This is a genomic window from Erwinia sp. INIA01, from assembly GCF_025947915.1.
GTDB classification, from domain to species: domain Bacteria; phylum Pseudomonadota; class Gammaproteobacteria; order Enterobacterales; family Enterobacteriaceae; genus Erwinia; species Erwinia coffeiphila.
Window position 1 is genome coordinate 88,978 of the sequence record NZ_JAPDNC010000002.1, and the last position, 26,725, is coordinate 115,702.

General features: G+C 55.7%; 21 protein-coding genes. 8 read left to right on the forward strand and 13 right to left on the reverse strand.

What is annotated here, in order from left to right:
- The first annotated feature begins 202 nt into the window (after positions 1 to 202).
- The 3 genes from ssb1 (at position 203) to OMR58_RS02370 (ending at position 2,943) form a co-directional block, all read left to right on the forward strand.
- Entirely contained in the window at positions 203 to 739 is a 537-nt protein-coding gene (gene ssb1, locus OMR58_RS02360; RefSeq protein WP_200561730.1) for a single-stranded DNA-binding protein SSB1, read from the forward strand.
- A gap of 231 nt (positions 740 to 970) precedes the next feature.
- Positions 971 to 2,050: a type IV toxin-antitoxin system AbiEi family antitoxin gene (locus OMR58_RS02365; protein WP_264545188.1), complete on the forward strand. Its 1,080-nt coding sequence runs from the start codon at positions 971 to 973 to the stop codon at positions 2,048 to 2,050.
- On the forward strand, positions 2,035 to 2,943 hold the full coding sequence (locus tag OMR58_RS02370; RefSeq protein WP_264545189.1) for a hypothetical protein: 909 nt from the start codon (positions 2,035 to 2,037) through the stop codon (positions 2,941 to 2,943). Before OMR58_RS02365 ends, OMR58_RS02370 begins: the two co-directional genes overlap by 16 nt.
- A 103-nt stretch (positions 2,944 to 3,046) precedes the next feature.
- On the opposite strand, the gene OMR58_RS02375 is transcribed toward OMR58_RS02370, so the two are convergent.
- The 12 genes from OMR58_RS02375 to OMR58_RS02430 all read right to left on the reverse strand — a co-directional run bounded on the left by OMR58_RS02375 (position 3,047) and on the right by OMR58_RS02430 (position 18,087).
- Positions 3,047 to 4,252 (reverse strand): MFS transporter, encoded by a 1,206-nt coding sequence (locus OMR58_RS02375; RefSeq protein ID WP_264545190.1) that lies wholly within the window; start codon positions 4,250 to 4,252, stop codon positions 3,047 to 3,049.
- Between the two features lie 268 nt (positions 4,253 to 4,520).
- On the reverse strand, positions 4,521 to 5,528 hold the full coding sequence (locus OMR58_RS02380) for a LacI family DNA-binding transcriptional regulator (RefSeq protein WP_264545191.1): 1,008 nt from the start codon (positions 5,526 to 5,528) through the stop codon (positions 4,521 to 4,523).
- Positions 5,518 to 7,059 (reverse strand): inositol monophosphatase family protein, encoded by a 1,542-nt coding sequence (locus OMR58_RS02385; protein ID WP_264545192.1) that lies wholly within the window; start codon positions 7,057 to 7,059, stop codon positions 5,518 to 5,520. The genes OMR58_RS02380 and OMR58_RS02385 overlap by 11 nt, the downstream gene beginning before the upstream one ends.
- Before the next feature lie 54 nt (positions 7,060 to 7,113).
- Complete coding sequence (locus OMR58_RS02390) at positions 7,114 to 8,217, reverse strand: ABC transporter substrate-binding protein (RefSeq protein ID WP_105592256.1); 1,104 nt, start codon at positions 8,215 to 8,217, stop codon at positions 7,114 to 7,116.
- Between the two features lie 30 nt (positions 8,218 to 8,247).
- A complete protein-coding gene (locus OMR58_RS02395) occupies positions 8,248 to 9,327 on the reverse strand; it encodes an ABC transporter ATP-binding protein (RefSeq protein WP_200561744.1) in 1,080 nt (359 codons plus the stop codon).
- 1 nt (position 9,328) lies between these two features.
- Positions 9,329 to 11,152 carry an ABC transporter permease gene (locus OMR58_RS02400; RefSeq protein WP_200561746.1) on the reverse strand — a complete coding sequence of 608 codons (1,824 nt, stop codon included), beginning with the start codon at positions 11,150 to 11,152 and terminating at the stop codon, positions 9,329 to 9,331.
- A gap of 385 nt (positions 11,153 to 11,537) precedes the next feature.
- Positions 11,538 to 12,959, reverse strand: a complete 1,422-nt coding sequence (locus tag OMR58_RS02405; protein ID WP_264545193.1) for an alanine/glycine:cation symporter family protein — start codon at positions 12,957 to 12,959, stop codon at positions 11,538 to 11,540.
- Positions 12,960 to 13,127: 168 nt separating this feature from the next.
- A complete protein-coding gene (locus tag OMR58_RS02410) occupies positions 13,128 to 14,303 on the reverse strand; it encodes a M20 aminoacylase family protein (protein ID WP_264545194.1) in 1,176 nt (391 codons plus the stop codon).
- A gap of 63 nt (positions 14,304 to 14,366) precedes the next feature.
- Positions 14,367 to 15,632 (reverse strand): Zn-dependent hydrolase, encoded by a 1,266-nt coding sequence (locus tag OMR58_RS02415; RefSeq protein WP_264545195.1) that lies wholly within the window; start codon positions 15,630 to 15,632, stop codon positions 14,367 to 14,369.
- A 102-nt stretch (positions 15,633 to 15,734) separates the two neighbouring features.
- A complete protein-coding gene (gene dpaL, locus OMR58_RS02420; protein WP_264545196.1) occupies positions 15,735 to 16,922 on the reverse strand; it encodes a diaminopropionate ammonia-lyase in 1,188 nt (395 codons plus the stop codon).
- Positions 16,923 to 16,952: 30 nt separating this feature from the next.
- Positions 16,953 to 17,336: a RidA family protein gene (locus OMR58_RS02425; protein WP_200561756.1), complete on the reverse strand. Its 384-nt coding sequence runs from the start codon at positions 17,334 to 17,336 to the stop codon at positions 16,953 to 16,955.
- Between the two features lie 4 nt (positions 17,337 to 17,340).
- Positions 17,341 to 18,087 (reverse strand): helix-turn-helix transcriptional regulator, encoded by a 747-nt coding sequence (locus OMR58_RS02430; RefSeq protein WP_234471958.1) that lies wholly within the window; start codon positions 18,085 to 18,087, stop codon positions 17,341 to 17,343.
- A 391-nt stretch (positions 18,088 to 18,478) separates the two neighbouring features.
- On the opposite strand from OMR58_RS02430, the gene OMR58_RS02435 reads away from it, so the two are divergent.
- Positions 18,479 to 19,780: a uracil/xanthine transporter gene (locus tag OMR58_RS02435; RefSeq protein ID WP_264545197.1), complete on the forward strand. Its 1,302-nt coding sequence runs from the start codon at positions 18,479 to 18,481 to the stop codon at positions 19,778 to 19,780.
- 64 nt (positions 19,781 to 19,844) lie between these two features.
- On the opposite strand, the gene OMR58_RS02440 is transcribed toward OMR58_RS02435, so the two are convergent.
- Complete coding sequence (locus OMR58_RS02440) at positions 19,845 to 20,840, reverse strand: LacI family DNA-binding transcriptional regulator (RefSeq protein WP_264545198.1); 996 nt, start codon at positions 20,838 to 20,840, stop codon at positions 19,845 to 19,847.
- Positions 20,841 to 21,075: 235 nt separating this feature from the next.
- On the opposite strand from OMR58_RS02440, the gene OMR58_RS02445 reads away from it, so the two are divergent.
- From OMR58_RS02445 to OMR58_RS02460, 4 genes are all read left to right on the forward strand, one after another.
- Positions 21,076 to 22,314, forward strand: coding sequence for an MFS transporter (locus tag OMR58_RS02445; RefSeq protein WP_200561760.1), 1,239 nt, complete (start codon positions 21,076 to 21,078; stop codon positions 22,312 to 22,314).
- A 19-nt stretch (positions 22,315 to 22,333) separates the two neighbouring features.
- Positions 22,334 to 23,770: a glycoside hydrolase family 32 protein gene (locus OMR58_RS02450; protein ID WP_264545199.1), complete on the forward strand. Its 1,437-nt coding sequence runs from the start codon at positions 22,334 to 22,336 to the stop codon at positions 23,768 to 23,770.
- A gap of 187 nt (positions 23,771 to 23,957) precedes the next feature.
- Positions 23,958 to 25,205, forward strand: a complete 1,248-nt coding sequence (locus OMR58_RS02455) for an OmpG porin family protein (protein ID WP_264545200.1) — start codon at positions 23,958 to 23,960, stop codon at positions 25,203 to 25,205.
- A gap of 14 nt (positions 25,206 to 25,219) precedes the next feature.
- The gene (locus tag OMR58_RS02460; protein WP_264545201.1) at positions 25,220 to 26,713 is read left to right on the forward strand and encodes a glycoside hydrolase family 32 protein; all 1,494 of its coding nucleotides are present in this window, start codon (positions 25,220 to 25,222) and stop codon (positions 26,711 to 26,713) included.
- Positions 26,714 to 26,725 lie beyond the last annotated feature (12 nt).

The following is a 26,725-nucleotide window of genomic DNA, read 5'->3' on the forward strand; positions in this document are numbered from 1 at the left end:
ATAACCAGTGTTTTGGCGTCAGGTGCCATCCCGGTCGATCCGCTTTCTGCTGCGGTTTTGCTCCCCGATCGTTATGCGTTGTATTAAAAAAGAGTTTTCGATCCGCCTCGTAAACGCGGATCTCTGCACGTGTCATTAAGAGGTGTGCGTGTTAGAATTTTGCGCTTAGACTTAGTCAGACACATTTATCGGAGACAGCAACATGGCCAGCAGAGGCGTAAACAAAGTTATTTTAGTTGGGAATCTGGGTCAGGATCCGGAAGTCCGCTACATGCCAAATGGCGGTGCCGTTGCCAACATTACTCTGGCTACGTCCGAAAGCTGGCGTGACAAGCAGACCGGTGAAACCAAAGAGAAGACCGAGTGGCACCGCGTTGTGCTGTTCGGCAAGCTGGCGGAAGTGGCCGGTGAATACCTGCGTAAAGGTTCTCAGGTTTATATCGAAGGCTCCCTGCAAACCCGCAAATGGACCGACCAGGCCGGTGTAGAAAAATACACCACCGAAGTTGTTGTTAATGTTGGCGGCACCATGCAGATGCTGGGCGGCCGTGCACAGGGCGGCGGCGCACCGGCAGGTGGCGGCCAGAACAACAATAACGGCTGGGGCCAGCCACAGCAGCCACAGGGCGGCAACCAGTTCAGCGGCGGCGCGCAGTCTCGCCCGCAGCAGCCACAGCAGAACAGCGCTCCGGCGAACAACGAACCGCCAATGGACTTTGATGACGATATCCCGTTCTAAGCAACAAAGAACGCAAGTTAAGTCCATGAAAAACCCTGCTTCGGCAGGGTTTTTTTATTCCAGCCACAGGCCTGGCTCAACCTTAAAACGCTTGTTATTTGCACAGTTTATGATTAGGTTAGCTTTAATATTTGCTAATTTTATATTATTAGCTGTACAGCTAATAACGAATTTAAGGCTAATAATATGGCTGGAATCAGGGCTGTAAGGCCTGGATTTAGAAGGCAGACTTTGGAAGCATTGATTAAAAGTCTGACTGATGCAATTGGAACCGATGCTGCTATTCATACAGTGTCAGTTCCTGAACCTGGTGCGTCCGAAACGTCTGCACCTGATGACGCAATCAACATTAAGATGCAAAACAGCGTACTGACTATTCATGTTGAGATCGTTAGTAGCGGTTATCCGAGAGATATCCGGAATGCAGTCAGGCGGTTAAATCTTCGCAAAAATGCGCATCGCCACCCTGGCGACATTATTGGTATGGTTGCCGCGCAATCCCTCAGTCCCGGATCTAAAAGGGAACTAAAGGAATCAGGTTTTGCCTATTACGAATCCGGTGGAAGCCTTTTCCTTAAACATGGTTTCTGGTTGATTAATATAGAAAAACCCTCAAATCCAGTGAGAAAAAAAGAGGGCGTGGTTGATCTGTTCACTGATGCGCGTGAAAACGTTGTCCATGCTCTGTTAATGCACAACGATACCTGGCTATCAGGAACGGAGTTGGCGAGGCTTGCCCAAACATCTCAATACACTTGTTCATTGGTTTTGCAGGAACTCATTTTGCGGGAATGGGTTAATGAGGAAGGTAAAGGGCCGGGCAAACGTAGAAAGCTGATACGACCCGGGCTTCTCCTGGACGCCTGGGCTGAAAACTGGCGGGGGCGTAATGCTCAGGAATCCAGATGGTATGCCTTCGTTGAAAATCCTGGCCTCCTGCTGGGTGAGCTTGCCGAAAGGATAGATACACATCAAATTGATTTCGCCTGGGCTTTCACCGGGACAGCTGCAGCCAATACGATTGTGCCTGTACTGACGGGTACAGATAGCGCAGAAATCGTTGTGGCTGATGGTGACGGCCATTTGATGGCGGAAGCACTGAATCTTAAACCAGCCCCAAAAGGGGCCAATATCTCGCTGGTCGAACGCCGGGGGGCGAGCTTACTTTTCCGCAGTAAGTGCGCAGGTCGTCTGGGTTATTTTGCCAGTCCGTACATTCTGTATCTGGACTTGCTAAATGGACGTGGGCGCAATAAAGAACTGGCTGATAGCTTTAGAAAACACCTGGAGTTGTTATGGCAAAGGAACTGAAACCTTGTACTGCATCAGGGTACGATACTGATGTTACTCTCGCGTGTGAGAGAACGCTTTTGACACTGCTCAGTACATTTGGAAATTTGAAGGATACGCTACGCCTGGTGGGTGGATTGGTGCCACGTTACCTTACTCCTGAATCCCCTCCTGATGTGCCGATGCACGTTGGGACTTCTGATGTAGATATTGTGCTAAATCTTGAGGTATTGGCCGTTGGAAATGAATACTCCAGTCTGGCGGATCAGCTAAAGGCTCGGGGATTTGAACGATGGCTGGAAGATGGAAAGGCGGCATCCTGGAGATGGCGAAGGAGGGTCGATAAGCAGATTGAGGTGGTTGTCGAACTTCTTCGCGATGCAGGGAATGATACTCCGGGTAGGACGGTCAGTGTCAGCGGTGAGTCGGTATCTGCTCTCACAATCAAACATGTTGGGATCGTAAATGATTGGTATCAGGAGCGAGAAGTTGCCGCGGAACTTCTGGATGGCGGTGGCATGTCTGTGGACATGGTGCGTTTTGCGGATGTTCCATCTTTTGTGATCCTGAAGGCTATTGCGCTGGACCAGCGGCAGGAAAATAAAGATGCTGCCGACCTTATTCACGTTATTCGGTATTCAGGTTCGGTTAAAGAAGTTGCTGCACTTTTTGTCGTTCGGATTCGATCGAGGCTGCATCAGGAGGCACTCAGGGATGGATTAGCCGCACTGGCACGGCGTTTCTGCGATGACGACTACGGTGAGGGCTTTGAAAAAGTGGGGGCTGTTGCCTACGCTCGATTTTTTGCCATTGAGAATGATGACGAACGTATTCTCGCACAGCGCTATGCATCAGGGTTAATTCAGGCATTGCTGCATGAGATTCAGGCCCAGACAGAGCAGTCAGCCGTATAACGCGTGGTGTGGTATTTTCCTCCTGTCATTAACAGGCACCAAGCCCAGAATTAAGCTTGATGCCTGTAGTGAAAATCAACGATTTTGCCAACGACGACGAGGGTTAACTCGCCGTCTCAACGCACACCGCAGACGACGACCGCAGCACGCGCAGCCCCATCAGAACGATAAGCACCATCACCAGCCCGGCGATCATCGCCACGCTGAATCCGGCCCGCGCGCCGTGGAGATCGATAACCATCCCCGCCAGCACGCTGCCCAGCGCCACGCCGAGGCTGATGCCGGTGGTCATCCACGTCAGCCCTTCGGTAATCCTGGAAGGCGGCAGAATCGTGGTGCCGATATTCATCACAATAACCATCGTTGGCGCAAACGACACACCGGCAAAAAACAGCGTTAGGGCCAGCACGTAAACGTTGGGGGATAAAATCGGGAACAGTGTCGTTACCGCCATCACCACGCCGCCGCACAGGAACTGCTTCTCGATCGGTGCGGTAATTTTTAACGTACCGAACAGCAGTCCGGCGATCATCGATCCCAGCGCATAGGCGGCCAGCACAAAGCTGGCGGCAGACGGCCAGCCCTGCATATTGGCGAAGGCAACCACCGCCACCTCAACCGAACCGGCAATCACCCCCAGCGCCAGCAGCGCGAAGACGATGGTGCGTACGCCGGGGATCAGCAGGGTCGAGCTGGTCTGCTTACCCAGGCCTTCCACCACCTTCGGCTCGGTCTGCTTCTGCATCAGAAAGGCGGTGATGCCAACGATCAGCAGCAGCAGCGCCACCAGCGGCCCGGCTTCGGGGAAGACGCTGGTACTGAGCACGATAGCTACCGGTGGGCCGATGGTAAACACCAGCTCGGTAATCACCGTATCCAGCGAGAACGCGGTGTGCAGCTGCGGCCTGCCGCGGAAAAGCTGTAGCCAGCGGGCGCGAATCATTGCCGGCATACTCGGCATCGCCCCAGCCATCGCCGCCAGAATAAACAGCAGCGGGGCGGGTGCCTGCATATACACCGCGACAATCAGCGCCATCAGCATGCCGATGCTGTAGGCGGTGACATAGGGCAGTACCCGGCTTTGCCCGCGTCGGTCTACCACCTTGGAAATCTGCGGGCCAACCAGCGCATTTGCCAGCGTGTAAACCCCGGCCACGGCACCGGCCAGCCAGTACTGTCCGGTCTTCTGCACCAGCATGGTCACAATGCCGATGCCGATCATCGCCTGCGGCAGGCGCACAATAGTACTCGCGACCGCCAGCCCCAGTACTCCGGGTGTGGCAAACAGTTCGCGATAGGGATTAGCCATGAAGTCTCCTGTTATTCTCTGATGCCGGTCAGCATCCCGCAGCGCGCGGTATGTCCATTTTATCTTTGTAATACAAAAACCCCGCGCGTGGGCGGGGTGCTGTGCGGTAACCAACGGCTTCGAGGGCGGTGGACGTTCAGCGAGGTGAATTTATTCTTATAGCACAATCAGTATACGATAAATCTCACTGCTTTTTGGGGGATTATTAGTCAAAACTCGCTGAATTTTTCCTGTGCTGATGCCGATCGCGCTTGCGCTCAATTCCGCTTTAGCGCAGCGTTCCTCGCTTAACCAGACGCGCATCAAAAACCCGGCTTCCCGGCCGTTCTGCGTCCGGGGAAAGCAGCAGCTCGCAGGCTGCTTCCGCCATCTCCGCCAGCGGCTGCGAGAAGGTGGTGAGCCGATAGCCCAGCCAGCTGGCCTGTTCGATATCATCGAAGCCAATCACGCAGAGATCGTCCGGGATGCGCAGGCCAAATTCATGGCGTGCGGCGTCGATAAAGCCGCAGGCGATCAGATCGGTGACGCAGAATACGCCGTCCGGCCGCGTTGGCTGGCTTAACAGCTCACGAGCGGCGAGGACGCCGGTCTGGTAGCTGGTACTGCCTGGGCGGATCAGGGAAACGTCGGCCTCCGCGTCGGCAGCGGCCTGCATAAAGCCGGTTTCACGGATCACCATGCTGGGTGAACGTGCGGTGGAGGAAACCACGGCAAGATGCTGACATCCGGCGGCGATCAGGTGGTCAAAAGCCTCCTTCATCGTCGAACTGTAGTCGATGTCGATGGTGTCCGCACCGGCATACTGACCCATGCGGTTAATCAGAATCACCTGCTGCCCGCTTTGCAGGCAGATCTCAATCAGCGAGCCGGGCGGTTTGCCCGACAGCACGATGGTGGCGGTGGAACGGTAGTTCAGCGTCTGCTGCAGGGCTTCTTTGGCGCTCGCTTCACCGTCGTCGGTGTTGATCACCATCACCGCGCGCCCGGCCTGGTTCAGGCGGCGGGTCAGGTGCTCCAGCAGGCTGGACTGATACGGCGAGGCCAGATTGCCGCCGAGAATACACACCGGGCGGCTGGCCTCCTTCGACAGGCCGCGCGCCAGATGGTTAACGTGGTAGTTCAGCGCCTCTGCGGCGGCGAGCACCTTGCGCCGGGTTTCCGCCGAGACGCTGCTGCCGGGGGTAAAGGTGCGCGACACCGCCGAGCGGGAGACGCCCGCCAGGCGCGCCACCTCGGTGGCGCTGGCAAATCCGGCCTGTTTGCTGCTATCGCTCATTACGCTGTTCCGCTGCGGCGATGGCCCGTTCGCGAGCAATGGCCTGCTCCGCCAGCCGGGTCAGCGACGGCTTCGGCGCTTCAAACCACTCATCCGGGTGGAGCTGGCGGCGGTCGCGGATTAACGCAATCGCGGCATCAAGCGTCGGGAAGCGCTCCGGGCACTCCAGGTGCATAAACAGCGCCACTAACGACACCGAGCGGCTGCGGCCTCCGCGGCAGTTGACCAGGATGTTGCCACGTCGGCGATTGCGGTAGGAGGCTTTATCCGGGATCTGTTGCAGCAGCGCAGAGCGCATCAGTTGATAGCCCGCGTGCAGCATCTCCGGCGCGTTGCCATCGCCGTCGATCAGCCCCAGCTTGTAGTAGCGCACCGGCCCGGCACCGTGTGAAAGCAGATGCGCGGCGGCGCCGGCTTCCGGCGTGTTTACCCAGTCGATATCAAGGTTTACCGCGCAGTTAATCACCACGCCGATATCGTGCTCAGCCAGCAGCGCGGCATCGCTCACCCCGGCTGAACCGCCGATATAGATATCCATTCCCCAGCCGGGGAAGTCTTCCACAATCAGGCTGATCGGCGGGCGGGGATAGTGCGGCACGGCCGGTTGAACGGCATCCGTCGCCTGTCCGATGGTCGATTCCGGGGCGGTGACCGATTCACCGTCATTCACCGCTGTGCCTGCGACGGGCGCGGCCTCAGATCCGCTGGCGTGATCATCCGTCGCCTGCGGTTCTTCCGCCAGCGGAATTCCCGCCGCACGGGACAGTTCGCTGGCGATGCCGGGGGCGACGGCCAGCACCGGCAGACCGTTGAAAATCCCTTCGGCCGTCTGTGGCGCGATGCCAATCCGGCCGCCCGCTTCGCGCACCAGCAGCATCCCTGCCAGGCAGTCCCAGGCGTTCATATGAATTTCCACATAGCCATCGGTGCGGCCTTCCGCCACCCACGCCAGCGCCAGCGCGCCGGAACCGCCGCGCCGCACGCTGGTGCCGAGATTCAGAATCGAACTCATCACCTCCAGATAGCGGCGCTGGCCGTGGCGGGCAGACCAGCCCAGTTCGACGGCGGCACGCTGCGTGTCGCTAACCGCGGTGCAGCGCAGCGGCCGGTCGTTTTTCAGCGCATAGTGGCCGCGCCGCGCCAGATACAGCTCCTGGCTTGAGGGGTTATAAATCGCGCCCAGCTCGGTTACACCCCGGTGAACCCAGGCAATGCAGACGCAGAAATGGGCGATGCCGCGGGCAAAGTTGGCGGTGCCGTCAATCGGATCGACCACCCACAGGCTCTCCGCGCTGGCGGGCTGGCTGGCGGACTCTTCGCCGAGGATCAGATCGTCGGGGAAGGCGTCGCCAATCGCCCGTAAAATCATCGCCTCAACGAAGGTATCGGCCTCGGTCAGAATGTCCTGATGGCCCTTGAGTTCGTATTCCCCCGCTCTACGGGAGTGGAAGAAGCGCAGGGCGGTATCCCCGGCTTCGGTAACAATGCGTTTGAGCGCCGCTTCGCGCTGTGCAATATCGATCGTGGTCAAAATATGCTGCCTGTTCTGAGTGAAAGAGGAACTGCCCCGTCGCTGCGCGGGGCGTTATTTTTTGTAGTTCAGGCTCCAGATATCCTGCCAGTCCTGGCGGCTTTTCCAGTCTTCTTTCGCCGTGGCGGTCAGGTACTCCATCAGCTCGCCGCGATATTTTTCGATGCCGGAGGCCTCATCGGCAGGCAGTTTCACCGCCGGATTGGTGGACATTTTGCCGTCCACGCCCTGCGGGGCGATGCCTTCGGCGGTCAGCAGATAGTGAATAAACAGCTTCGCGGTGTTCGGGCTTTTGCTGCCGGTGGCCACCACGCCGAGGCTCGGGTAATTCCAGCCGATAAACGGCTTCAGGCCGCTGCACAGGCCCAGCTTCATGCCCTGCTTGTTGTCGCGAAATTTGGCGGTAGACACCAGGCCGACGAAGTCGGTTTTACCGTCCGGCGCGCCGATGGCGGAGGCGGCATCGTTGTCGGAGTGGGTCAGCAGCACGCCGTTGCCCGCCAGCGCCTTCACAAAGGCCGCGGTGGCGGACTTCTCGTCGGTTTGCAGCGGTTTGCCGAACTGCTGCTGATAGGCCTCGCGCACCTGCTGGTCGTAGTGGGTTTCCATCTGGCTGAACCAGTCGGTATAGGCCGGTTTGCTGGTCGGGTCCTGCATCGCCACGCGGCCGCGCCATGCCGGTTCGGTCAATTGCCAGAGGTTAGTCACCGGGCAGGTGGCGTGATGAGCGGTATTGTAGGCAAAAACGTTCGGGGCCAGCACCACGGTTAGCGGGTCCTGATAGCGCGCGGGGATGCTGCTCTTAAGATCGTCCGGCACCCAGCTCTGCACATAGCCTTTATTCAGCAGCTGTGTCATTCCCGCCGGAGCATCCTCAACGATGGCGACGTCGGCCCGCACGTTTTTCGCCTGTGCTTCCCGGCTGATAATTTCAATGATCTGCGGCGCATCGGCTTTAACGCCGTTAGCCTGTAACCCGTACTGCTCGCTGAAGGCTTTTGCCTGCTGGACGATTTTACCGGTGGAGGCATACACGGTAATCGGCTGTTCCTGCTTTGCGGCGGCGATCAGCTGTTGAAGATCGAACGTTTCAGCCTGAGCAAAAGTGCTGCCCAGCAGGGCACTGGCGATAACGGCGGCGGTCAAATTGCGCTTCATGGTGGTTCCCTTAAAAGTGATAAAAACGAATTAACGTGTGTAAACGTCGTGACGCATCCCGCTGTTGTTAAAGAAGTGCAGGGAGTGAGTCGGGAGCTGGCAGTGCACCTGCTGGCGCGCCTGCCAGCGCGGCCGCAGCTGCGTGGAGTGGAACAGGCGATCCTCTCCGGCTACCAGCTCAATCACCCAACTGCCACCGGTGGGCATAATGTTGTCGATGGTCATCGTAATGCCGTTGTTGCCAGCCCCTTCGCTAAGCACAATCTCCTCCGGGCGAATGCCGCAGTGCAGGGTGCGATCGAGCAGGTCAAAACGCTGCTGAAGATGCTGTGCCAGCGGGCTGACCGGCTGGTCCAGCGGGATCATATTTAGCCGTGGCGTACCGATAAACTCGGCGACAAAGCGGTTGGCCGGGGTGGCATAGATCTCATCCGGCGTGCCGACCTGCTGCATATGCCCGGCGCTCATCACCGCAATGGTGGTGGCGAGGGTCATTGCCTCCCACTGGTCGTGACTGACGAAGACGATGGTTGTGCCAAAGGTTTCATGCAGGCGACGCAGCTCGGCACGCATCTCCAGCCGCAGGGTAGCATCAAGGTTGGAGAGCGGTTCATCCAGCAGCAGGACGCCGGGGTTCACCGCCAGCATACGGGCCAGAGCGACGCGCTGCTGCTGGCCACCGGAAAGCTGTGCCGGATAGCGCTTGGCGTAATCGGCAATGCGCAGCTTTTCCATCACGTCCTGGCAGCGGGCGATGCGTTCGCGGGTTGGCACTTTTTGCAGGCGCAGGCCAAAATCGACGTTCTGCTCCACGGTCATATGCGGCCAGAGCGCGTAGCTCTGAAACACCAGGCCGATGCCGCGCTTTTCCGGCGGCACCCAGGTGCCCTGCGAGATGGAATCAACGATCTTATCGCCGATGTGGATCTCGCCGCCGCTGGCGTGCTCGATCCCGGCGATCATCCGCAGAATGGTGGTTTTACCGCAGCCGGACGGCCCCAGCAGGCACATAAACTCGCCGTCTTTTACCGTCAGGTTGATGTTATTCACCGCCGGTGCATCGCTGCCGGGGTAGGTTTTGGTGAGGTTGTTTAAATGAATCGTCGGCATCTTATTTCTCCAGTCCGTCAGCCAGACCAGTACCGGTGATCCTTTGGATCAACACCGTGCCAGCCCATGAAATCAGCGCAATCATCAGCACCACGGCGTTGGCCGCCTGCTGGTAGTTGTAGTCAATCAGGCGCAGCGAATAAGTGGTCAGCACGTCGGTCGCCGGGGTGGCGAGGATGACGAACAGGCTGACGCCCTTAATCCCTGAGATAAACGGCAGCAGCACGCCGGTAGCCAGCGGCGCGGCCTGAATCGGGATCACAATGCGACGGATGCGGGCGAACCAGCCCGCTCCGGCAATGCGCGCCGCTTCTTCGGCTTCTTTACCCAGCTGGGTCATTGCGGCGATGCCGGAGCGGCTGGCGTACGGCATTTTTTCCGCAATCAGCGCCAGCACCAGAATCAGCGGCGTGCCGTACAGCGCCGGAACCGGGCCTCTGGCTACCGCAAACAGCGACAGGAACGCGGCGGCAAAGGCGATGCCCGGCACCAGATAAGGCAGGAAGGTGAGCTGGCGCAGGCAGGCGGCCATCCAGCGAAAATGGCAGCGCATCACCGCGTAGCCAACCAGTAAACCCAGCACGCCGCAGGCGACGGAAGCCGAGCCGACGATCAGCAGGGTGTTCCCCACCGTGTGCCAGAATTCCGGGGTCAGCAGAATGCCGCTGCGCAGCGCTACCGTATCCAGATCGTGACCGATCCAGTAGGCGAGGGTGAAGTTGTCGGGGGTAAAGCGCCCCGGCAGGATCATAATGGTCGACAGGAACAGGGTCAGCAGCGGGATCGCCACGCCGAGCAGCACGAACAGCAGCGGCATTGCCCCGGCGGCGATGCGCCAGCGGCCCAGATTACGGCGGCGCTCCATCACGCCTTTGCCGCCAACGGTAACGAAGCGTTTGGCCTCGCGCAGCATTTTCATATCCAGCATCAGAGTCAGCATGCCCATCAGCATGATCACCGTGGCAATCACCGCTGCCACGCCGGACTGACGCGTGCCGATAGCGCGATACAACCCGGTGGAGAGCGTATCGAAATGCACCGGCAGGCCGAGAATATAGGGCAGGGCGAACTCGCCGATGCAGTCGGCAAAAATCAGCAGCGCGGCGGAAAGCAGCGCCGGGCGCACCAGCGGAATAATGATTTTAAAGGCGATGGCGTTGCGAGAGGCACCGAGCACGCGGGCGCACTCTTCCATCTGGCTGTCCATGCGCTTCAGAGCGTTGCCGACAATCAGGATCACCAGCGGGGCGTAGTGCAGCACCATAATCACCACGATAGGGAAGTAACCGTAGGCCATCCAGTTCGGCGTCTGAATGCCCATCGCCTCCAGCCAGCCCGGCTGCCCGCCGATGGCGTGATTTTTGAAAATGGTGTTCCACGCCAGCGCAAAGGTCCAGGAGGGCAGCATAAACGGCACGATCAGCAGGGTGGCAAACCACTTTCTGCCAGCGATATCGGTGCGGTTGATCAGCCACGCCAGCGAAACACCCACCACCATCGCGCCCACCACGGTGCTCAGCGCCACCGCCAGCGTATTCAGCATCGGCGTCCACAGCAGCAGCTCGGACATCCGCGAGGTCAGCGTGCGCAGCAGGTAATACGCGGTCATCGTGCCCTCTGTCGCTCCGGTGCGGCCTTCATCGCCGCTCTGAACCAGCACCGCATTCAGCAGCACCGACACCACCGGGGCAAGAATAATCCAGCTAAACAGCATCAGAAGGAGGGCCGCCAGCAGGTTGGCGGGTTCATGGCTGACAATCGACAGCCGGTGGCGGAACCTGGGCCACGCGGCCTGACGGTGGCGTATTTCGGTTGGGTAGGACACGGATTTATCCCTGGCAGTGAAGGTCAGACAGGAATATATCGGCGCAATGTTACAGTTCTGCGAATTCTTTGCACGTATGTGCAAAAAACGGCGAGATAATTATTATCTGTTTGAAATTAATGATTAATATTTTTTATTGCGCGTATTTTACTGCGCGAAAGATAACGCTGTGCGGTAGGGTGTGAAGGTTTAATGATGGTCACTTTACATGGCGACCCGGAGCCGTAGACTGTTGTACAGCGTTCAGCCGAAGGGCAGGGCCGGTAATCTGTCTGAGGTAGCCCGATCATTATCGGTCCTGATTTTCAGGTCAGCCTGTGGCGGCAGAGAGTGAATCCTCCCACAGGCGGTTTATCTTTTGGGTTAATGGATTTTGAGCTTTGCTTTAATTTTGCTGTTCGCGTTCTAATGCGCTTTTCTTCATGTTATTCAGCCTGGCTTTCACATCAAGGCTGTAGTCCCACTCGGGGTCATCAACGCCATTTTTCTTCTGCGTAACGTAATCCCGCAGGGCGAAAAGGACATATTTTGACAGCATGAGCAGGGCAGGGGCATTGAAGATAATTAACGTGGCCGCCGCAAAGTCAACCAGCTCCCAGATTGTGGCGACCGGGATCATTCCGCAGAAGACGACCAGAGTACAGCACAACAGACGGTAGACCTGCAGGAGGATTTTATTGCCGGTGAGCCAGCGAAGATTCACTTCGCCATAGTAGATATTGGCAATGATCGATTTAAAGCCAAACATCAGCATGGCGATAAAGACAATATTTTTCCCCCATGAGCCAACGCCAAGGCTAAAGGCACTTTGCGTCAGTTCGACACCCGTTTGCCCGCTGTCCAGCGCGCCGGTCAGCAGAATGGTAAAGGCCGTACAGCTACAGACGATAATGGTGGTAAAGAAAGTGCCAAACATGGCGGTGAAACCCTGAGTCACCGGATGGCTGACAATCGCCGTCGCATGCATGCTTGGCGTGGTGCCGTTACCCGCATCGTTTGAAAATAGCCCGCGAGCCACGCCGTACCGGAAGGCGAGATAGATGGTGTATCCCGCCGCGCCGCCAGCGGCAGAATCGAAATTAAACGCCTGGGTCATGATTAATGAAATAACGGCGGGGAGTTTTTCGACATTGGAAAGAATGATAAACAGGGAAAGAATAATATAGCTGATGGCAAGGAACGGAACGAAGACGGAAGCAAAATCACTAATACGCTTCACGCCGCCAAATATAATAATCGAGACAAAAGCCACCAGAATCAGGCCAATAATAGCGGGGTGAATGTGGAAAATACCTGTCGTTGCCAGAATAACGGAATTGCCCTGAACCATGGCGTAGAAGAAGCCCATGCCGATAATCATGCTGATCGAAAACGCGATGGCCAGCGGTTTAAAATTCAGTCCTTTAGAGATGTAATAGGCCGGTCCGCCGCGATAGGTGCCGTCACCGTTGCTTTCGCGGAACAGGATGGCGAGTATCGCTTCGCTAAAGCTGATCCCCATCCCCAGCAGGGCGGTGATCCACATCCAGAAAATCGCGCCAGGCCCGCCGGAGGCCAGCGCCGTTGCCACGCCCACCAGGCTGCCCGTTCCCACCTGGCTGCTTAGTGCCGCGCACAGGGCACCAAACCCGGAGACGCCTTTTTTGTCACCGGACTTTCGGCTGTTAATTAAGGCGTTAAAGATTTTTGTGAAATATTTAATCTGTGGGAATGACAGCCTGATGGCAAAAAATACCCCGGTTCCCAGCAGCAAACCGGCGACCAGCCACCCCCAGAAAATGGCGTTTATTGAACGTAGGATTTCCATAGTGAGCCTCTTATATTTTATGACTGACCATACAGAATATTGGTAAGATGATGCAGCTATTCCCACAGCATTATTTAAATGCCGTGTAGAAATAGCTGTTATTTTTATTATTCAGTTTTTCTTCAGTTATCGGATAAGGCTGTTTTATCTTTAATGTTATTTTTTAATTTACTGACTATTTTTCAACAGGCGATGGCTTGCCAGTTCGGCAAAGAATGTTGCTCCCGTAATAAGAATGTCGTCATTGAAATCGTAGGATGAGCTATGCAAGGGTAAATAACCTTTGCCGTCTTTCTCACACCCATTACCTATAAAGACAAACGCACCGGGTACTTTTTCAAGAAATGCGCCGAAATCTTCGGAGATCATCATCGGTAAGGTCTTGGGGTCCACATTCTCGCTGCCAAACACCTGATTGGCGGCTTCAACGGCGTACGCGGTTTCCCGGGCATGATTGACCGTCGGGGAATATTCATGGGTATAGATAAATTCACATTCCGCTTCGTGCATCTCGCAAATTGAATTACAGATAATCCGCATGCGTTTTTCCAGCAGCGCCTGCACTTCCGGATCGTAAGAGCGCGTATCGCCTCGGATCTCAACATTCGCCGGAATCGCGTTGCGCACGCCGTCGGTATGAATTTCAGTGCATGAAATCACCGCAGAAAGGGAGGGATCCACATTTCTGGAGACAATGGTTTGCAGAAAGGTGATGATCTCCGCCGCGATGACCATCGGATCTTTACCCATATGCGGCCTGGCCGCGTGGGTGCCTTTGCCACGAATACGGATGATGAAGTTGTCTTCACTGCCCATGATCCCGCCGACGCAGGTGGCAAATTTGCCCACCGGAATGCCCGGCATATTATGCGCGCCATAGATCTCCTGCATCGGAAATCGCTCGAACAGCCCATCCGCGATCATCGCTCGCGCACCGTGACCGTGTTCTTCATCGGGCTGGAAAACGAAATACACCGTGCCGTCAAAATCGTAGTTTTCCTGCAACAGCTGCGCCGCGCCAAGCAGCGTCGCGGTATGACCATCGTGTCCGCAGGCGTGCATTTTTCCTTTGGTTTTTGAAACATAGTCGTGCGTGCTGGTTTCAAGAATATCCAGTGCATCCATATCCGCGCGCAAACCGATGCTGCGGTCGCTGGTGCCTTTTTTCAGCACGCCAACCAGACCGGTTTTGCCAATGCCGCGATAGACGGTGATGCCCATTGCCTGCAATTTCTCCGCAACGAAATCGGGCGTTTTTACCAAATCGAATTCTGTTTCAGGAACAGTGTGAAGATAGTGCCGCCACGCTGTCAGCTGTTGATGAAATGCGGTTAAATCGCTCATATTTATCTCCGTGTTTTATTAAATTCATCATTCCAGTCAGCGTTGAAATGATGAATGTATGAATCAGTTCTGGTAGTCAGGCAGCCGGTGTTTAACCACATCCAGTAACAAATTCGCACCGCGAATCAGTTCCTCTTCGGAGGTAAATTCCGCCGGGTTGTGGCTGATGCCGTCTTTGCTGGGGACAAAAATCATCGCCGCAGGGGCGATGCGGGCGATCATCTGTGCATCGTGCCCGGCACCGGAGGTCATACGGCGATAGCTCAGGCCAGCGCTTTCAGCGGATTGAATAATCTGCGCAACGATACCCTGGTCAAACATGACCGGCTGGAAGCGAACGAGCTGCTCTGAGGAGATCTGAACGCCTTCTTTTTCGGCCAGTGCAGCAAGGAAATCTTTCAGCTTCTGCTCAGCGGCTTGTAAGCGCGCTTCATCCGGGTCGCGCAGGTCGACGGTGAACCGGGCCAGGCGCGGGATAACATTGATGACGTTCGGCTCAAAACGCATGCTGCCAATCGTCGCCAGCGTGGTGCCGTTTGCTGCAATGTCCCGCAGGAAAGTGATGACGCTTGCCGCCGCATACCCGGCATCATGTCGCAGGCGTGTCGGCGTGGTGCCCGCATGGTTGGCGGTGCCGGTAATGGTAATCTCCTGCCAGGAGATGCCCTGCAAATTCTCGACGGCACCAATCTGAATGCCTTCCGCTTCCAGAATCGGCCCCTGCTCAATATGCAGCTCAATATACTCGTGGGGGATAATTGCCCCTGGCTCCATCTCACCGGCATAGCCAATGCGTTCCAGCTCATCACCCAGGCGCGTGCCGTCCGTGCCGATGGTGTCCAGAATCGCCGCCAACGGTGCACCACCGGCATAAACCAGCGATCCCATCATATCGGGCTGATAGCGGATGCCTTCTTCATTGGTAAACGCGGCCACGGTAATCGGTCGGGTGGGCTGGATGCCCGCCTGTCGAAACGCCCTGACCACCGCCAGGCCAGCCAGAACGCCATAGCAGCCGTCGAACGCACCGGCATTCACGACGGTATCGATATGCGAACCGATCATCAGCGGGCGACTGGCGTCGCCCGGAGCGGATGAGGTGGCAGGCAGCGTGCCGAAGATATTCCCAATCTTGTCCACCTGAATATCAAGGTCGAGTTCTTTCATCCACTTGACCAGCAGATCTCTGCCACGTTTTTCATCATCGGTTAAGGCTGCCCGGGTGCGGCCGCCGTTAATTGTATCCGCCCCTGTTTCACCCAGTTCGTTAATTTGGGAAATAAGCCGTTTCCCGTCAAGAATGAGCGAGTGATTATGTTGCAGTTGCATAATAATCTTCCTCTTATATCGGTCATTAAAATAAAGACATGCTCAGGGATATCTCGCCTGAATGAGATAATAAATATTTATCTTGATATATATCGGTAATAATTAAAGCGGCCAGGCACCGTTCCAGACAATATCCCGGTAGCGATCTTCATTCGTATCACCTTCGGTACTGAAAATAAGAATGCTGGCATGTTCATTAATGCCCAGGCGCTCTTTTGCCTGCCGCACGTCTTGATCCGATGACGTGGCCAGTGCGTATAGCAAACCGGCATTAATCGCCCCGGATTCACCGCTGATAATCTGCGGGTCGCCCTTCAGCGGATTGCCCAACAGGCGCATACCGGTTGCCGATACTGAATCTTTCACCCTGACAAAGGCGTTACCGCAGTTGCGCAGCACTCCCCAGGTCACCGGGTTGACTTCACCGCAGGCCAGACCGGCCATGATGGAGTTCAGCGATCCCCCAACCGCGACCCGTTCGCCGCTCGCCGAGGAAATAGATTGATACAGGCAATCCGCGGTATCGGGTTCGGAAATAATTGAACAGAAACGATCCGCACCATACAGACTGGCGAAAAAGCCCAGCACGCCGCCGGCCATGGCTCCGACGCCGGCCTGTAGCATGATATGTGTTGGCGCTTCGACGCCGAGGGCGCGAAGCTGCGCGGCGGCTTCGGCAGCCATTGTGGTGTAGCCCTGCGAGATCCAGGTGGGGATCTGCTCATAGCCTTCCCAGGCCGTGTCCTGCACCAGCGTCCAGCCCTGCTCTTCAGCGGTTTTCGACGCCAGGCGGACGGTATCATCGTAGTTGCAGTCGGTGACAATACACTCCGCGCCCAGCCCTTTAATGCGATTTACGCTGGCAGCAGCAGCGCCTTTTGGCATAAATACCACGGCCTTCTGGCCCATCTCTCTGGCCGCCCACGCCACGCCTGTCCCGTGGTTTCCGGCGGTGGCTGTCGTAAAGGTTAAGGGCTGTGGGAGCTGCTGAGACACTTTACTGAAATCAATGTCGGCGATGCTGAGATTCAGCTTCTCAGCAAGCAGTTTGCCCAGTGCATAGGAGCCGCCGAGCACTTTAAAGGCGTTGAGGCCGAAGCGTTTGGACTCGTCCTTGACATAAATCGCCTTCACCCCCAGCTTTGCTGCCAGCTTATCCAGAGAAACAAGCGGCGTTTCGGCATATCCGGGGATCTTCGCGTGGAAGCGATGCGCTTCTTCAGCAATCGCCACGGTAAAAAGCGGATCGGCTTCACCGTTATAGAACGGGTTTTCTGTAATGCGCAACATGCGGATTCCTCTCAGGAACGTAGCCTGAACTCAGATCTTATGGGCAATCGCTTCGACTTCGACCAGGGCATCTTTCGGTAATTTTGCGGCCTGAATGCACGAGCGGGCTGGCGCATTCTCCGTACCGAAAAAGTCGGTATAAATGGCGTTAAATTCTGCGAAATCATCCATGTTTGCCAGGAAACAGGTGGTTTTAATCACCGAATTTAACGATGCGCCGCTCTGTTCCAGCACCGCCTGGACATTCAACAGCGACTGGCGCGTTTGCTCTTTAATCCCCCCTTCAGGGAAGGCGGCGGTGGCCGGATCGATCGGCAGCTGGCCGGAGGTAAACACCAGATCGCCATAGGAAACACCCTGGGAATAGGGACCAATCGCTGCCGGTGCCTTATTGGTGAAAATAGACTGTTTCATTCGATTACTCCTTTTCGATATGCGTGGACTTAAATTCTCTCAGGTATTTGTAAACCGCATGGCGGGAAATACCGAGCTGCTCTGCAACAATGCCGGCGGATTCTTTTAATTCAAAAATTCCGTTTTCAAAAAGCTGGAAGACAATCGACTTATTTCTTAATTTTTTATTAATCGATGCATCGCTATCCACGTCATTTATCGCTTTTTGCGTGGACTGGAAAATCACATCCTGAGAATTGGTACTGAAGTTTTCCATCACTACGGATAATGGCGAACTGTCAGGCATCAGCGTTTTAATCAGCTCGGGGAAAGGCACCGATAAATTAATATTCACGCAGAACAGTCCGATGGGTTTGTCCCCATCACCGGCTACTACGGAGGTGGTGGATTTAAGAATCTCCCCATTTTTATTGCGGGTAAAATAGCTTTTCGAGTTCACTTCGCCGGTCTGCAAAAATTGCCGAAGCATTTTCAGCCCCATGTCGGTAATGGGCGAGCCGACGCCGCGTCCGGTGTGGTGCCCGTTGACGATCTTCACCACGGACGTATCCAGATCTTCAAAAGAGTGCAGAACGACTTCGCAGTGTGGCCCAATCAGATCGGCCACCATGTCGGCCAGGCGGTAGTAGGAGCGCATGAATTCGCGATCTTTCACCGTTAGGTTCACCTTGAAATCTGAAAGGGACTGCAGGTTTTCATCAACATTCATAGTCAGTTCACTTTTGTAATCGATATGGGAATGATTTGACAACGAACCCCCTTCAAAATCAACTAAAATTAACTGAAAGTTGGTGGGGGTAAATACGCTTGATTTTAATAAAAATCAAATATAACAATGTGTTGTTGTGTTTTTTTTGATTGTCGAAATCACGCTGTAGATCACAAATATTAACTATGACCCGGTGAATTCTGACTATCCCACTCAACTTTTAAGTCAACATAATGTAACTTTTTGGTGTGGTATGCAGGACGGTGAGCTGAGATTTTGCCTGCCGACGCTGCTGGTGTGTCGGGCGCATCTGCCCGTACAACAGAGACGGGCACTGCTTTTATTGGTTAAAGTCACTGACCCTTTTCATAAACAATAGTGGCTAATAGTAAATAGGTAGCGACGTCGTTTTTTATCTATCAGGTTGAATACAATGATTAATATATGTTTTTCCCGAAATGACGGGTTATCCGGCCTGCAGTGGTTCTTTTTTATTTTCTGTAATACGGTGGTGATACCGCCCACGCTCAAATCCGTTTTTCATCTCTCCCCTGAAGAGACCTATCTCATCGCGCAATATTCATTCCTCGGGGCGGCGGCGGCCTGTATTGCTCAGGTCTGCTTTGGCCATCGGCGGGCGATTATGGAAGGGCCGGGAGGGCTGTGGTGGGCAACCATTCTGAGCGTAACCTATGCCGAATCGTCTCAGGGAACGCCGCTGGGCGATATTGCAATGAGCTTTTGCATCGGGATCGCCATTGCCGGTGCAATGACCATACTGATTGGCCTGACCGGGTTTGGCCGCGTGCTGTCCGGCTTTTTTACGCCGCCGGTGATGGTGGTGTTTATGTTTTTACTGGGTGCGCAGCTGGTCAGCATCTTTTTCAAGGGCATGCTCGGCATCCCGTTTGGGCTGGCTAACGAGGCCACCACCATTCACTGGCATACGGTGCCGGTGGCCTTCCTGACGGTGATGCTGATCGTCTCAGGTATCGTTTTTTTACCCCAGCGTTTCGCGCGTTATGCCGTGCTGGTTGGGGTGGTTGCTGGCTGGTTGATCTTTTCTCTGCTCTACGGTGCCGAGGAGGCATTACCCACTGACGTAAGCTGGCGGCTGTTTATTCCGCACGGCGATTTTCATCTTCGTTCCGGGATTATTTTTATCTGCGTGCTGCTGGGGATTGTGAATGCATCCAATACCTTTGGGGCGCTGCGCGGTACGGATAATCTGTATACTGACCGGCCGGAGCGGGGGGATATTTATCGCCGCAGTTTTATCACTACGGGTTTCTTTACCCTGCTGTTTGCTCCGCTTGGCACCGTGCCTTTTAGCCCGTTTGTTTCCTCGATTGGCTTACTGACCCAAACCGGAGATTCAAGCCGACGGTCTTTCCTGATTGGCAGCATACTGTTTTTAATCGTGGCGCTGACGCCCGATCTCATCCGCTTTTTTAACGCCATTCCTCTGCCGGTCAGCAGCGCAGCCATGATGGTCTCCTATCTGCCTTTGCTGTGGTCATCATTCTATTTCCTTTCTCAGACCTCGCTGAATCCGCGGAACATCTACCGTATTGCCTTGCCGATTTTCTCCGGACTGTTTCTTATCGCACTGCCGCCGGCTTATCTACAGAATGTGCCGTTGCTGATTCGCCCGCTGCTGGGAAATGGTTTGCTGATGGGCATCATCATGGTGCTGGTTCTGGAAAGGCTGGTGCCCTGGGAACGTGTGAAGTAGGCCACCGTGCCGTGGCACACCAAATGTGGCCACAGCACGGTGCTTCATCGCCCTTTGAGAAGGATTACAGCGAGTCGCGCAGCAGCAGCGGACTGTTGACCTTAATCGTGTCGCAGTGGCTGTTGCCGTTAATGATATGCAGCGCGCTGAGGCGGCCAATATCGTAGTGCGGCAGCTGCACGGTGGAGAGCGGCGGTAAAAACAGATCGCCGATGCCCACCATATTGTCGTAGCCCAGCACCGCCACATCCTGCGGGATGTGGATGCCCTGGCCGAGCAGGGTTTGATACACCATAAAAGCGATACGATCGTTGCCGCAGATAACAGAATCAAACTGCGGTTTCCCCTGTTGAATATTCGCCAGCACCATGCCGGGAATGTCGCGGTAGTGCTCGTCGCCGCTGGTCATATACAGATGGGTAAAGGCGTCCGGGTTGATGTTCTGTTCGCGGCAGGCGCGTTCCAGGCCGCTGCGGCGGCGGTGGCTGGCCACGCGCTGCTCGGGCAGATGCAGGCACAGCGGCTGGCGATAACCGGCCTCCAGCAGCGCCCGCGTACCCGCGTACTGGCCCTCTTCATCGTCGGGAATAAAGCTGGCCAGCGGGGCATTGCTGCTTTCGCAGTTGGCCAGCACGCAGGGCAGGGTGAGCAGCTTCTTCGGCACCTGCACGTGGCGCAGGCCCATGGTGGTGTAGATCACCCCCGCCGGGCGGTGCGACAGCAGCAGATTCATAATGTCATCGACGTTGTCGTGTTCGAACATATTGATCACGAAGCTGTGCCAGCCGTGCGCGCGGGCGGTTTCTTCAATCGCCAGCGCAATATCAACGGAGAAGGGCGTGGTCACCGTATCCAGCGCCAGCACGCCGATCGCATTGGGCGTGGCGCGTGCGCCGCGTACCTTCTTTGCCGACAGATCGGGTACGTAGTTCAGCTGCTTAATAGCCGCCTGAACGTGTTCCAGCGTTTCCGGCCGAAGCCGCTCGGGCGTGTTGATGGCGCGCGACACGGTCATCAGGGAGACGTTCGCCAGTTTTGCCACGTCCTTTAGTGAAGACATTGTTTTATCCCTGCGATAATCGAATTAACTCGTTGATGTATAAAATACTACGCTATTCCAGGCGCGCGCGTACCGGCTTAGGGCAGATCGGCACATAAATTTGATCCAGCTCTCATAACTGCAATGTTAACGTTAACTCGTGTGATTAACATCATATAGTGAAAGTAATCCGCATGAATAGTTCATTTGGTTAACGTTACCATTTGCGGCATACCTTCCCTGGAGTTTTGCCGTTATGAAACAACAACACTCTCATAATTATTTGATTCTTAGCGCACTTTTGTTTTTTTTCTTTGTGACCTGGTCTTCATCCAGCTCGCTGCTGTCGATCTGGCTGCATCAGGAAGTCGGCCTGAAGGCCGCAGATACCGGAATTATCTTCTCGGTGCTGTCGGTTTCTGCGCTGTTTGCCCAGGTCTGTTACGGCTTTATTCAGGACAAACTGGGGCTGAGAAAAAACCTGCTATGGCTGATTACCCTGCTGCTGATCCTCTCCGGTCCGGCCTACGTGCTGTTTGGCTACCTGCTGAAAATTAACATTCTGCTCGGCAGTATTTTCGGCGGCTTCTTTATCGGCCTGACCTTCAATGGCGGGATTGGCGTACTGGAAAGCTACACCGAACGCGCCGCGCGGCGTGACGGCTTCGAGTTTGGCCGCGCCAGAATGTGGGGCTCGCTGGGCTGGGCGGTGGCGACCTTCTTCGCCGGTCTGCTGTTTAACCTCAATCCGCATCTGAACTTTATGGCCGCTTCCGTTTCCGGGCTGGTGTTCTTCTGGTTGCTGACCCGGCTGAAGGTTTCCCTCCCGGCGGGGGCGTCAGAACAGGGCGCACCGGCCAGCAGGATCTCCCTCGACGATGCGCTGCGCCTGCTGACGCTGCCGCGCTTCTGGGCACTGGTGTTCTTTGTGATCGGCACCTGTATTTACGGCGTTTACGACCAGCAGTTCCCGGTCTACTTCGCCTCGCAGTTCCCAACGCTGCGCGAAGGTAACGCCATGTTTGGCTATCTGAATTCGTTCCAGGTGTTTCTTGAAGCGGCGGGCATGTTCTGCGCCCCGTGGCTGGTTAACCGTATCGGCGCCAAGAACGGCCTGATCTTTGCCGGGATGGTGATGGCGTTGCGTATGGTCGCTTCCGGGCTGGTGGAAGGGCCGTTGCTGATCTCCATCACCAAGCTGCTGCACGCGGTGGAGCTGCCGGTGCTGCTGGTGTCGATCTTCAAATACAACAGCCTGAATTTTGATAAGCGTTTGTCCTCCACCCTCTACCTGGTGGGCTTTGCCTGCACCAGTTCGGTAATCGGCACCGTGCTGTCGCCGCTGGCCGGATTCAGCTACGAGAAGTTCGGCTTCGCGCAGTCGTATCTGATCATGGGCATCATGGTGTTCTGCACCACCTTTATCTCCATCTTCCTTTTACGCTCCAACGGCACGCCGACAGAGCACTCTTTTCCGCAGCCCAATGCGGTTTAATTCAGCAAGAGTAAACATTATGACGTCAATGTTAGAACAAGCGGAACAGACACTCGAAACAGCACAGGCTGAGGTGAATACGCGCTGGTATCCGCGCTATCACCTGGCTCCGCGCGCCGGGTGGATCAACGATCCAAATGGTCTGGTGTGGTTTGACGGCTGGTATCACGCGTTTTATCAGCACCATCCGTACTCCACGCAGTGGGGACCGATGCACTGGGGGCACGCACGCAGTAAAGACCTGGTTCACTGGGAACACCTGCCGGTGGCGCTGGCTCCCGAAGGCCCGGACGATAAAGACGGCTGCTTCTCCGGCTCTGCAGTGGTCAACGGCGATACGCTGGCACTGATTTATACCGGGCACCGTTTTATCGGCGATGCGGGCAGCGACGACAACCTCTACCAGGTGCAGTGCCTGGCCACCAGCCGTGACGGCATTCACTTTGAACGCCACGGCATGGTGATCGATACCCCGCCGGGGCTGCATCACTTCCGCGATCCGAAGGTGTGGCGCGAGGGAGATGACTGGCTCATGATCGTCGGCTCCCGGGTGGGTGACACCGGCCAGGTGCGACTGTATCGCTCCGCCGATCTGCACCAGTGGCACGATGAAGGCATCTTCGATGAAGCGGAAGCGGGCATGGGCTATATGTGGGAGTGCCCGGACGTCTTCACCCTCAACGGCAGGCGCGTGCTGATGTTTTCACCGCAGGGCATCGCCGCCGACGGCTATCACAATCGTAACCTGTTCCAGAGCGGCTACCTGCTGGGCGACTGGCAGCCGGGGCAGCCGTTTGTGCGCGACGGTGGTTTTGTAGAAATGGACCACGGCCACGATTTTTATGCCCCGCAGAGCTTCCTCACCCCGGACGGTCGCCGGATTGTGATCGCCTGGCTGGCGATGTGGGAATCACCGATGCCGGAGCAGCAGGACGGCTGGTCCGGGATGCTCTCCCTGCCGCGTGAGGTCAGCCTCAGCGACGATAATCGCCTGCTGATGAAGCCCGCAGCGGAAGTGACCGCCCTGCGCGGCAGCCACTATCCGATTCCGGTGCAGCACCTGAAAAACCAGAAAGTGCCGGTACTGGCGAATGCCGAGGCGGTGGAAGTTGAACTCAAATGGGAACAGCATCCGGCAGCGGCGGAAGAATACGGTATTGCGCTGGGTGACGGGCTGCGCATTTACGTGGATAACCAGGCGCAGCGGCTGGTACTGGATCGCCGCTACCCGGAATTCGGCGTTGAGGGCAGCCGCAGTATCGCGCTTCCGACCGGCGGCATTCTCTCCCTGCGCCTGTTTATCGATAGCTCCTCCGTCGAAGTATTCGTCAACGACGGCGAAGCCTGTCTGAGCAGCCGCATTTATCCGCGTGCTGACCAGCGCGATCTGCTGCTGTTCGCCAATAACGGCAGCGCGGTATTAAAAGAGGGGGGATACTGGTCGCTGGATAAATAATCTTACCTTAGCCGCAGTACATTCCGTATTGCGGCCACCCTTTACTGAATTAATGCCTTTCTCAGGTAGGCATCGTTGTGCTCTGAATGACGAGGATAATAAAATGAAAGCAATAACCTCTTCTCTCCACCGTTATAGGGTAATAAAGCCGGGCAGGATGGTTAACGGCAGAAACAGCATGTTATTTATGGCGACGCTGTTAAGCCTTCCGGCTATGGCTGATGAAATAAAAGATAATAGCGATAATTATATTGGCGGCTACCAAAGCTATTTCCATGAAGATTTAGAGACGCCAAAATCGACGGTTAAATCTGCTGTTGCTGCGAATGGAAAAACGGCGACACCAGGTAACACGTCGTCAGCAACCTCTGTCACATCCGCATTTGGCGGTGCAACGGCGGCGGCAGCGTCAGCCACAGCCACATCTGACGGGGCCACGGCAGCAGCAGAAGCCTCAACAACACCAGCCACAGCGCCAGGCTCCGTTCCCGATAAAGGCGGCGTCTTACTTAGCAAATCCAACGAAGTCAGTTTACTGCGCCTGCGCCAGGACGAACCGCCGGTACACTGGAACAGCGTTGGCCGCAATATGGAAGCCGGAGGCCTGCACGGCAATATCGGCACGCAGATTGAAATTGATGATGCGCGCCGCAGCAACAATGAACACAACGGCGGGAAATTTAAATACGCCACGCTACAGGCCTTTTTACGGCATGACGAAATGCCGAACTGGTATTTCGGTTTCTACAACGCTCGCGAAGACAGCTATAAAGGCCAGTTCAGCAATCAGCACTACAGCGGCACCAATACCATTAACGAAGTGTTTGTCGGCCATATCTTTGAGACCTGGCGCGGCAATATCGGCGCGGAAGTGATGGGCGGATCGGAATCGGCCGGCAAGCGCTGGAAAAGCCGCTTCAAGCTGTGGCAGGACCTGCGCCTCTCCGACCGCTGGAGCATTGCGGGCTATGCCTTCGGCGAGTTCCAGCCGCAGGGCACCGAGCCGGGCAACGGCGATCTGGAGAAACTGATTTTCGAAACCGAACCGGCGCTTCAGTACCGCGTAAACCCGGATCTCGGCCTGTATCTGCGCCCGTTCTACTCCTACAACCGCCAGGAACGCGAGCAGTGGGGCGATATCATCGAACGTGAATGGAAGGTGTCCGCCGGGTTGTGGAAAAACTGGTATCCGCTGTTAACCTCGTTGTACGTCGGCGTCGGCCAGAAGAAAACCACCAACGCCAGCGACAGCTATGAGCTGTTCTACGATGGCCGCTATCAGTACGTTGGCGGCACTCTCAGCTACCCGATTGTGGATGAGCTGCGCCTGTACGGCGAATTTAAAGCGAAATTCACCAAAGAGGCCGGTGCCTGGACCACGGCAGGCTACTCCTGGACGCCGTTCACCGTTGTGGGCGCGGTTTATAATTTCTGACGGGCAACGTAATCATGAAAAAATTAACCTCTGCGGCGCTGGTCGCACTGCTGCTGCTGGCTGGCGGTAATATCCCTGCTTATTCACAAATGGGTAAAGAAACGCTGGAAAATAAAAAAATCACCCACGTTGAAGACTTCTTTCCGAAAATTAAAGGATCGTTCGTTGGCGATCCGATGCCGGCTTACGATAACGGTGAATTTAATATCTTTTATTTGAATGATATTCGTGGCGGCGGCGATTTAGGCGTTCATGCGATTCATTTACTTTCCAGTGCGGATTTATATCACTATCAGAATCACTCAGAAGTCATTCCTTATGTAAATGACGTCGACAGCCCGGAATTGTTATTAGGCACCGGCTCAATGATTAAGGTCGGTGACACCTGGCACGCCTGGTATACGGCACACAACGCCAATGTTTTCCCGGTGGAGTCGATCATGCACGCCACCAGCCAGGATCGCATTCACTGGGTTAAGCATCCGCAGGATACGATTCTACCGGGTGCGAACTATCGCGGTAACGACTTCCGCGATCCGCACGTGGTGTGGGTGGAGGAAAAACAAGAATACTGGATGCTGATCACCACCCGCAGCAACGGGCGCGGGATTATTGCGCGCTACAGTTCAAAGGATTTAAAAATCTGGCAGGATCGCGGGGTCTTCTTCGACAACGATACGATTGCCCCGGATTCCAATCTGGAGTGCCCGACGCTGGTGTATTTCAACGGACGCTGGTATCTGAGCTTTAGCGATCAGTGGCCGCTGCGCCTGACGCAGTACCGCATGGCGGATAAACCCGAAGGGCCGTGGCATAAGCCGGATAATTACGTATTTGATGGTGCCGGGCTTTACGCCGGGAAGCTGGTGATGAAAAACGACCGGCTGTTTGTCTTCGGCTGGATACCGACCAAAGGCGGCAACAGCGACGGCGGCAACATTGACTGGGCGGGGAATCTGGTCGGGCACGAGCTGACCGCCGGGGCCAGCGGCCAGCTGAACAGCGTTATTCCGCAGGAGCTACAGGCGGCAATCGACGCTAACGGCGGCAGAACCCGGACGCTGGAAAGCACCGAGCAGGTGGCGACCGCGACGCAGTTCGGCCCGCTGCGCTCGGCTATCTATCCGGCCTTACCGAAACGCGGTGTGCTGACTGCCAGCGTGGAGATACCAACCGCCGGAATGGCAATGAGCTTCGGCGTGAATAATAACAACATCGGCGAAGCACGGCTCAACGTGGTGTTTAATAAAAGCAAAGGCAAGGTCTATTTCTTTAATTCCCCGCTCGCCTCAATTAATCAGGCCAATGCCGAATCCTGGGTCGATATTCCACTGGGCGAGAAAGTCGAGTTGAAGGTGCTGATCCAAAATTCGATGGCGGTGTTCTATATCAATAATAAAGCCGCATTCAGTACGCGAATGTATGCCATGGAAGATAAACCCTGGAGCATCAGCCTGCCGCAAAAAGATGGCATTCACGCCGAAATAAAATTCAAAGAAATGATTTAACGGGACCTAATT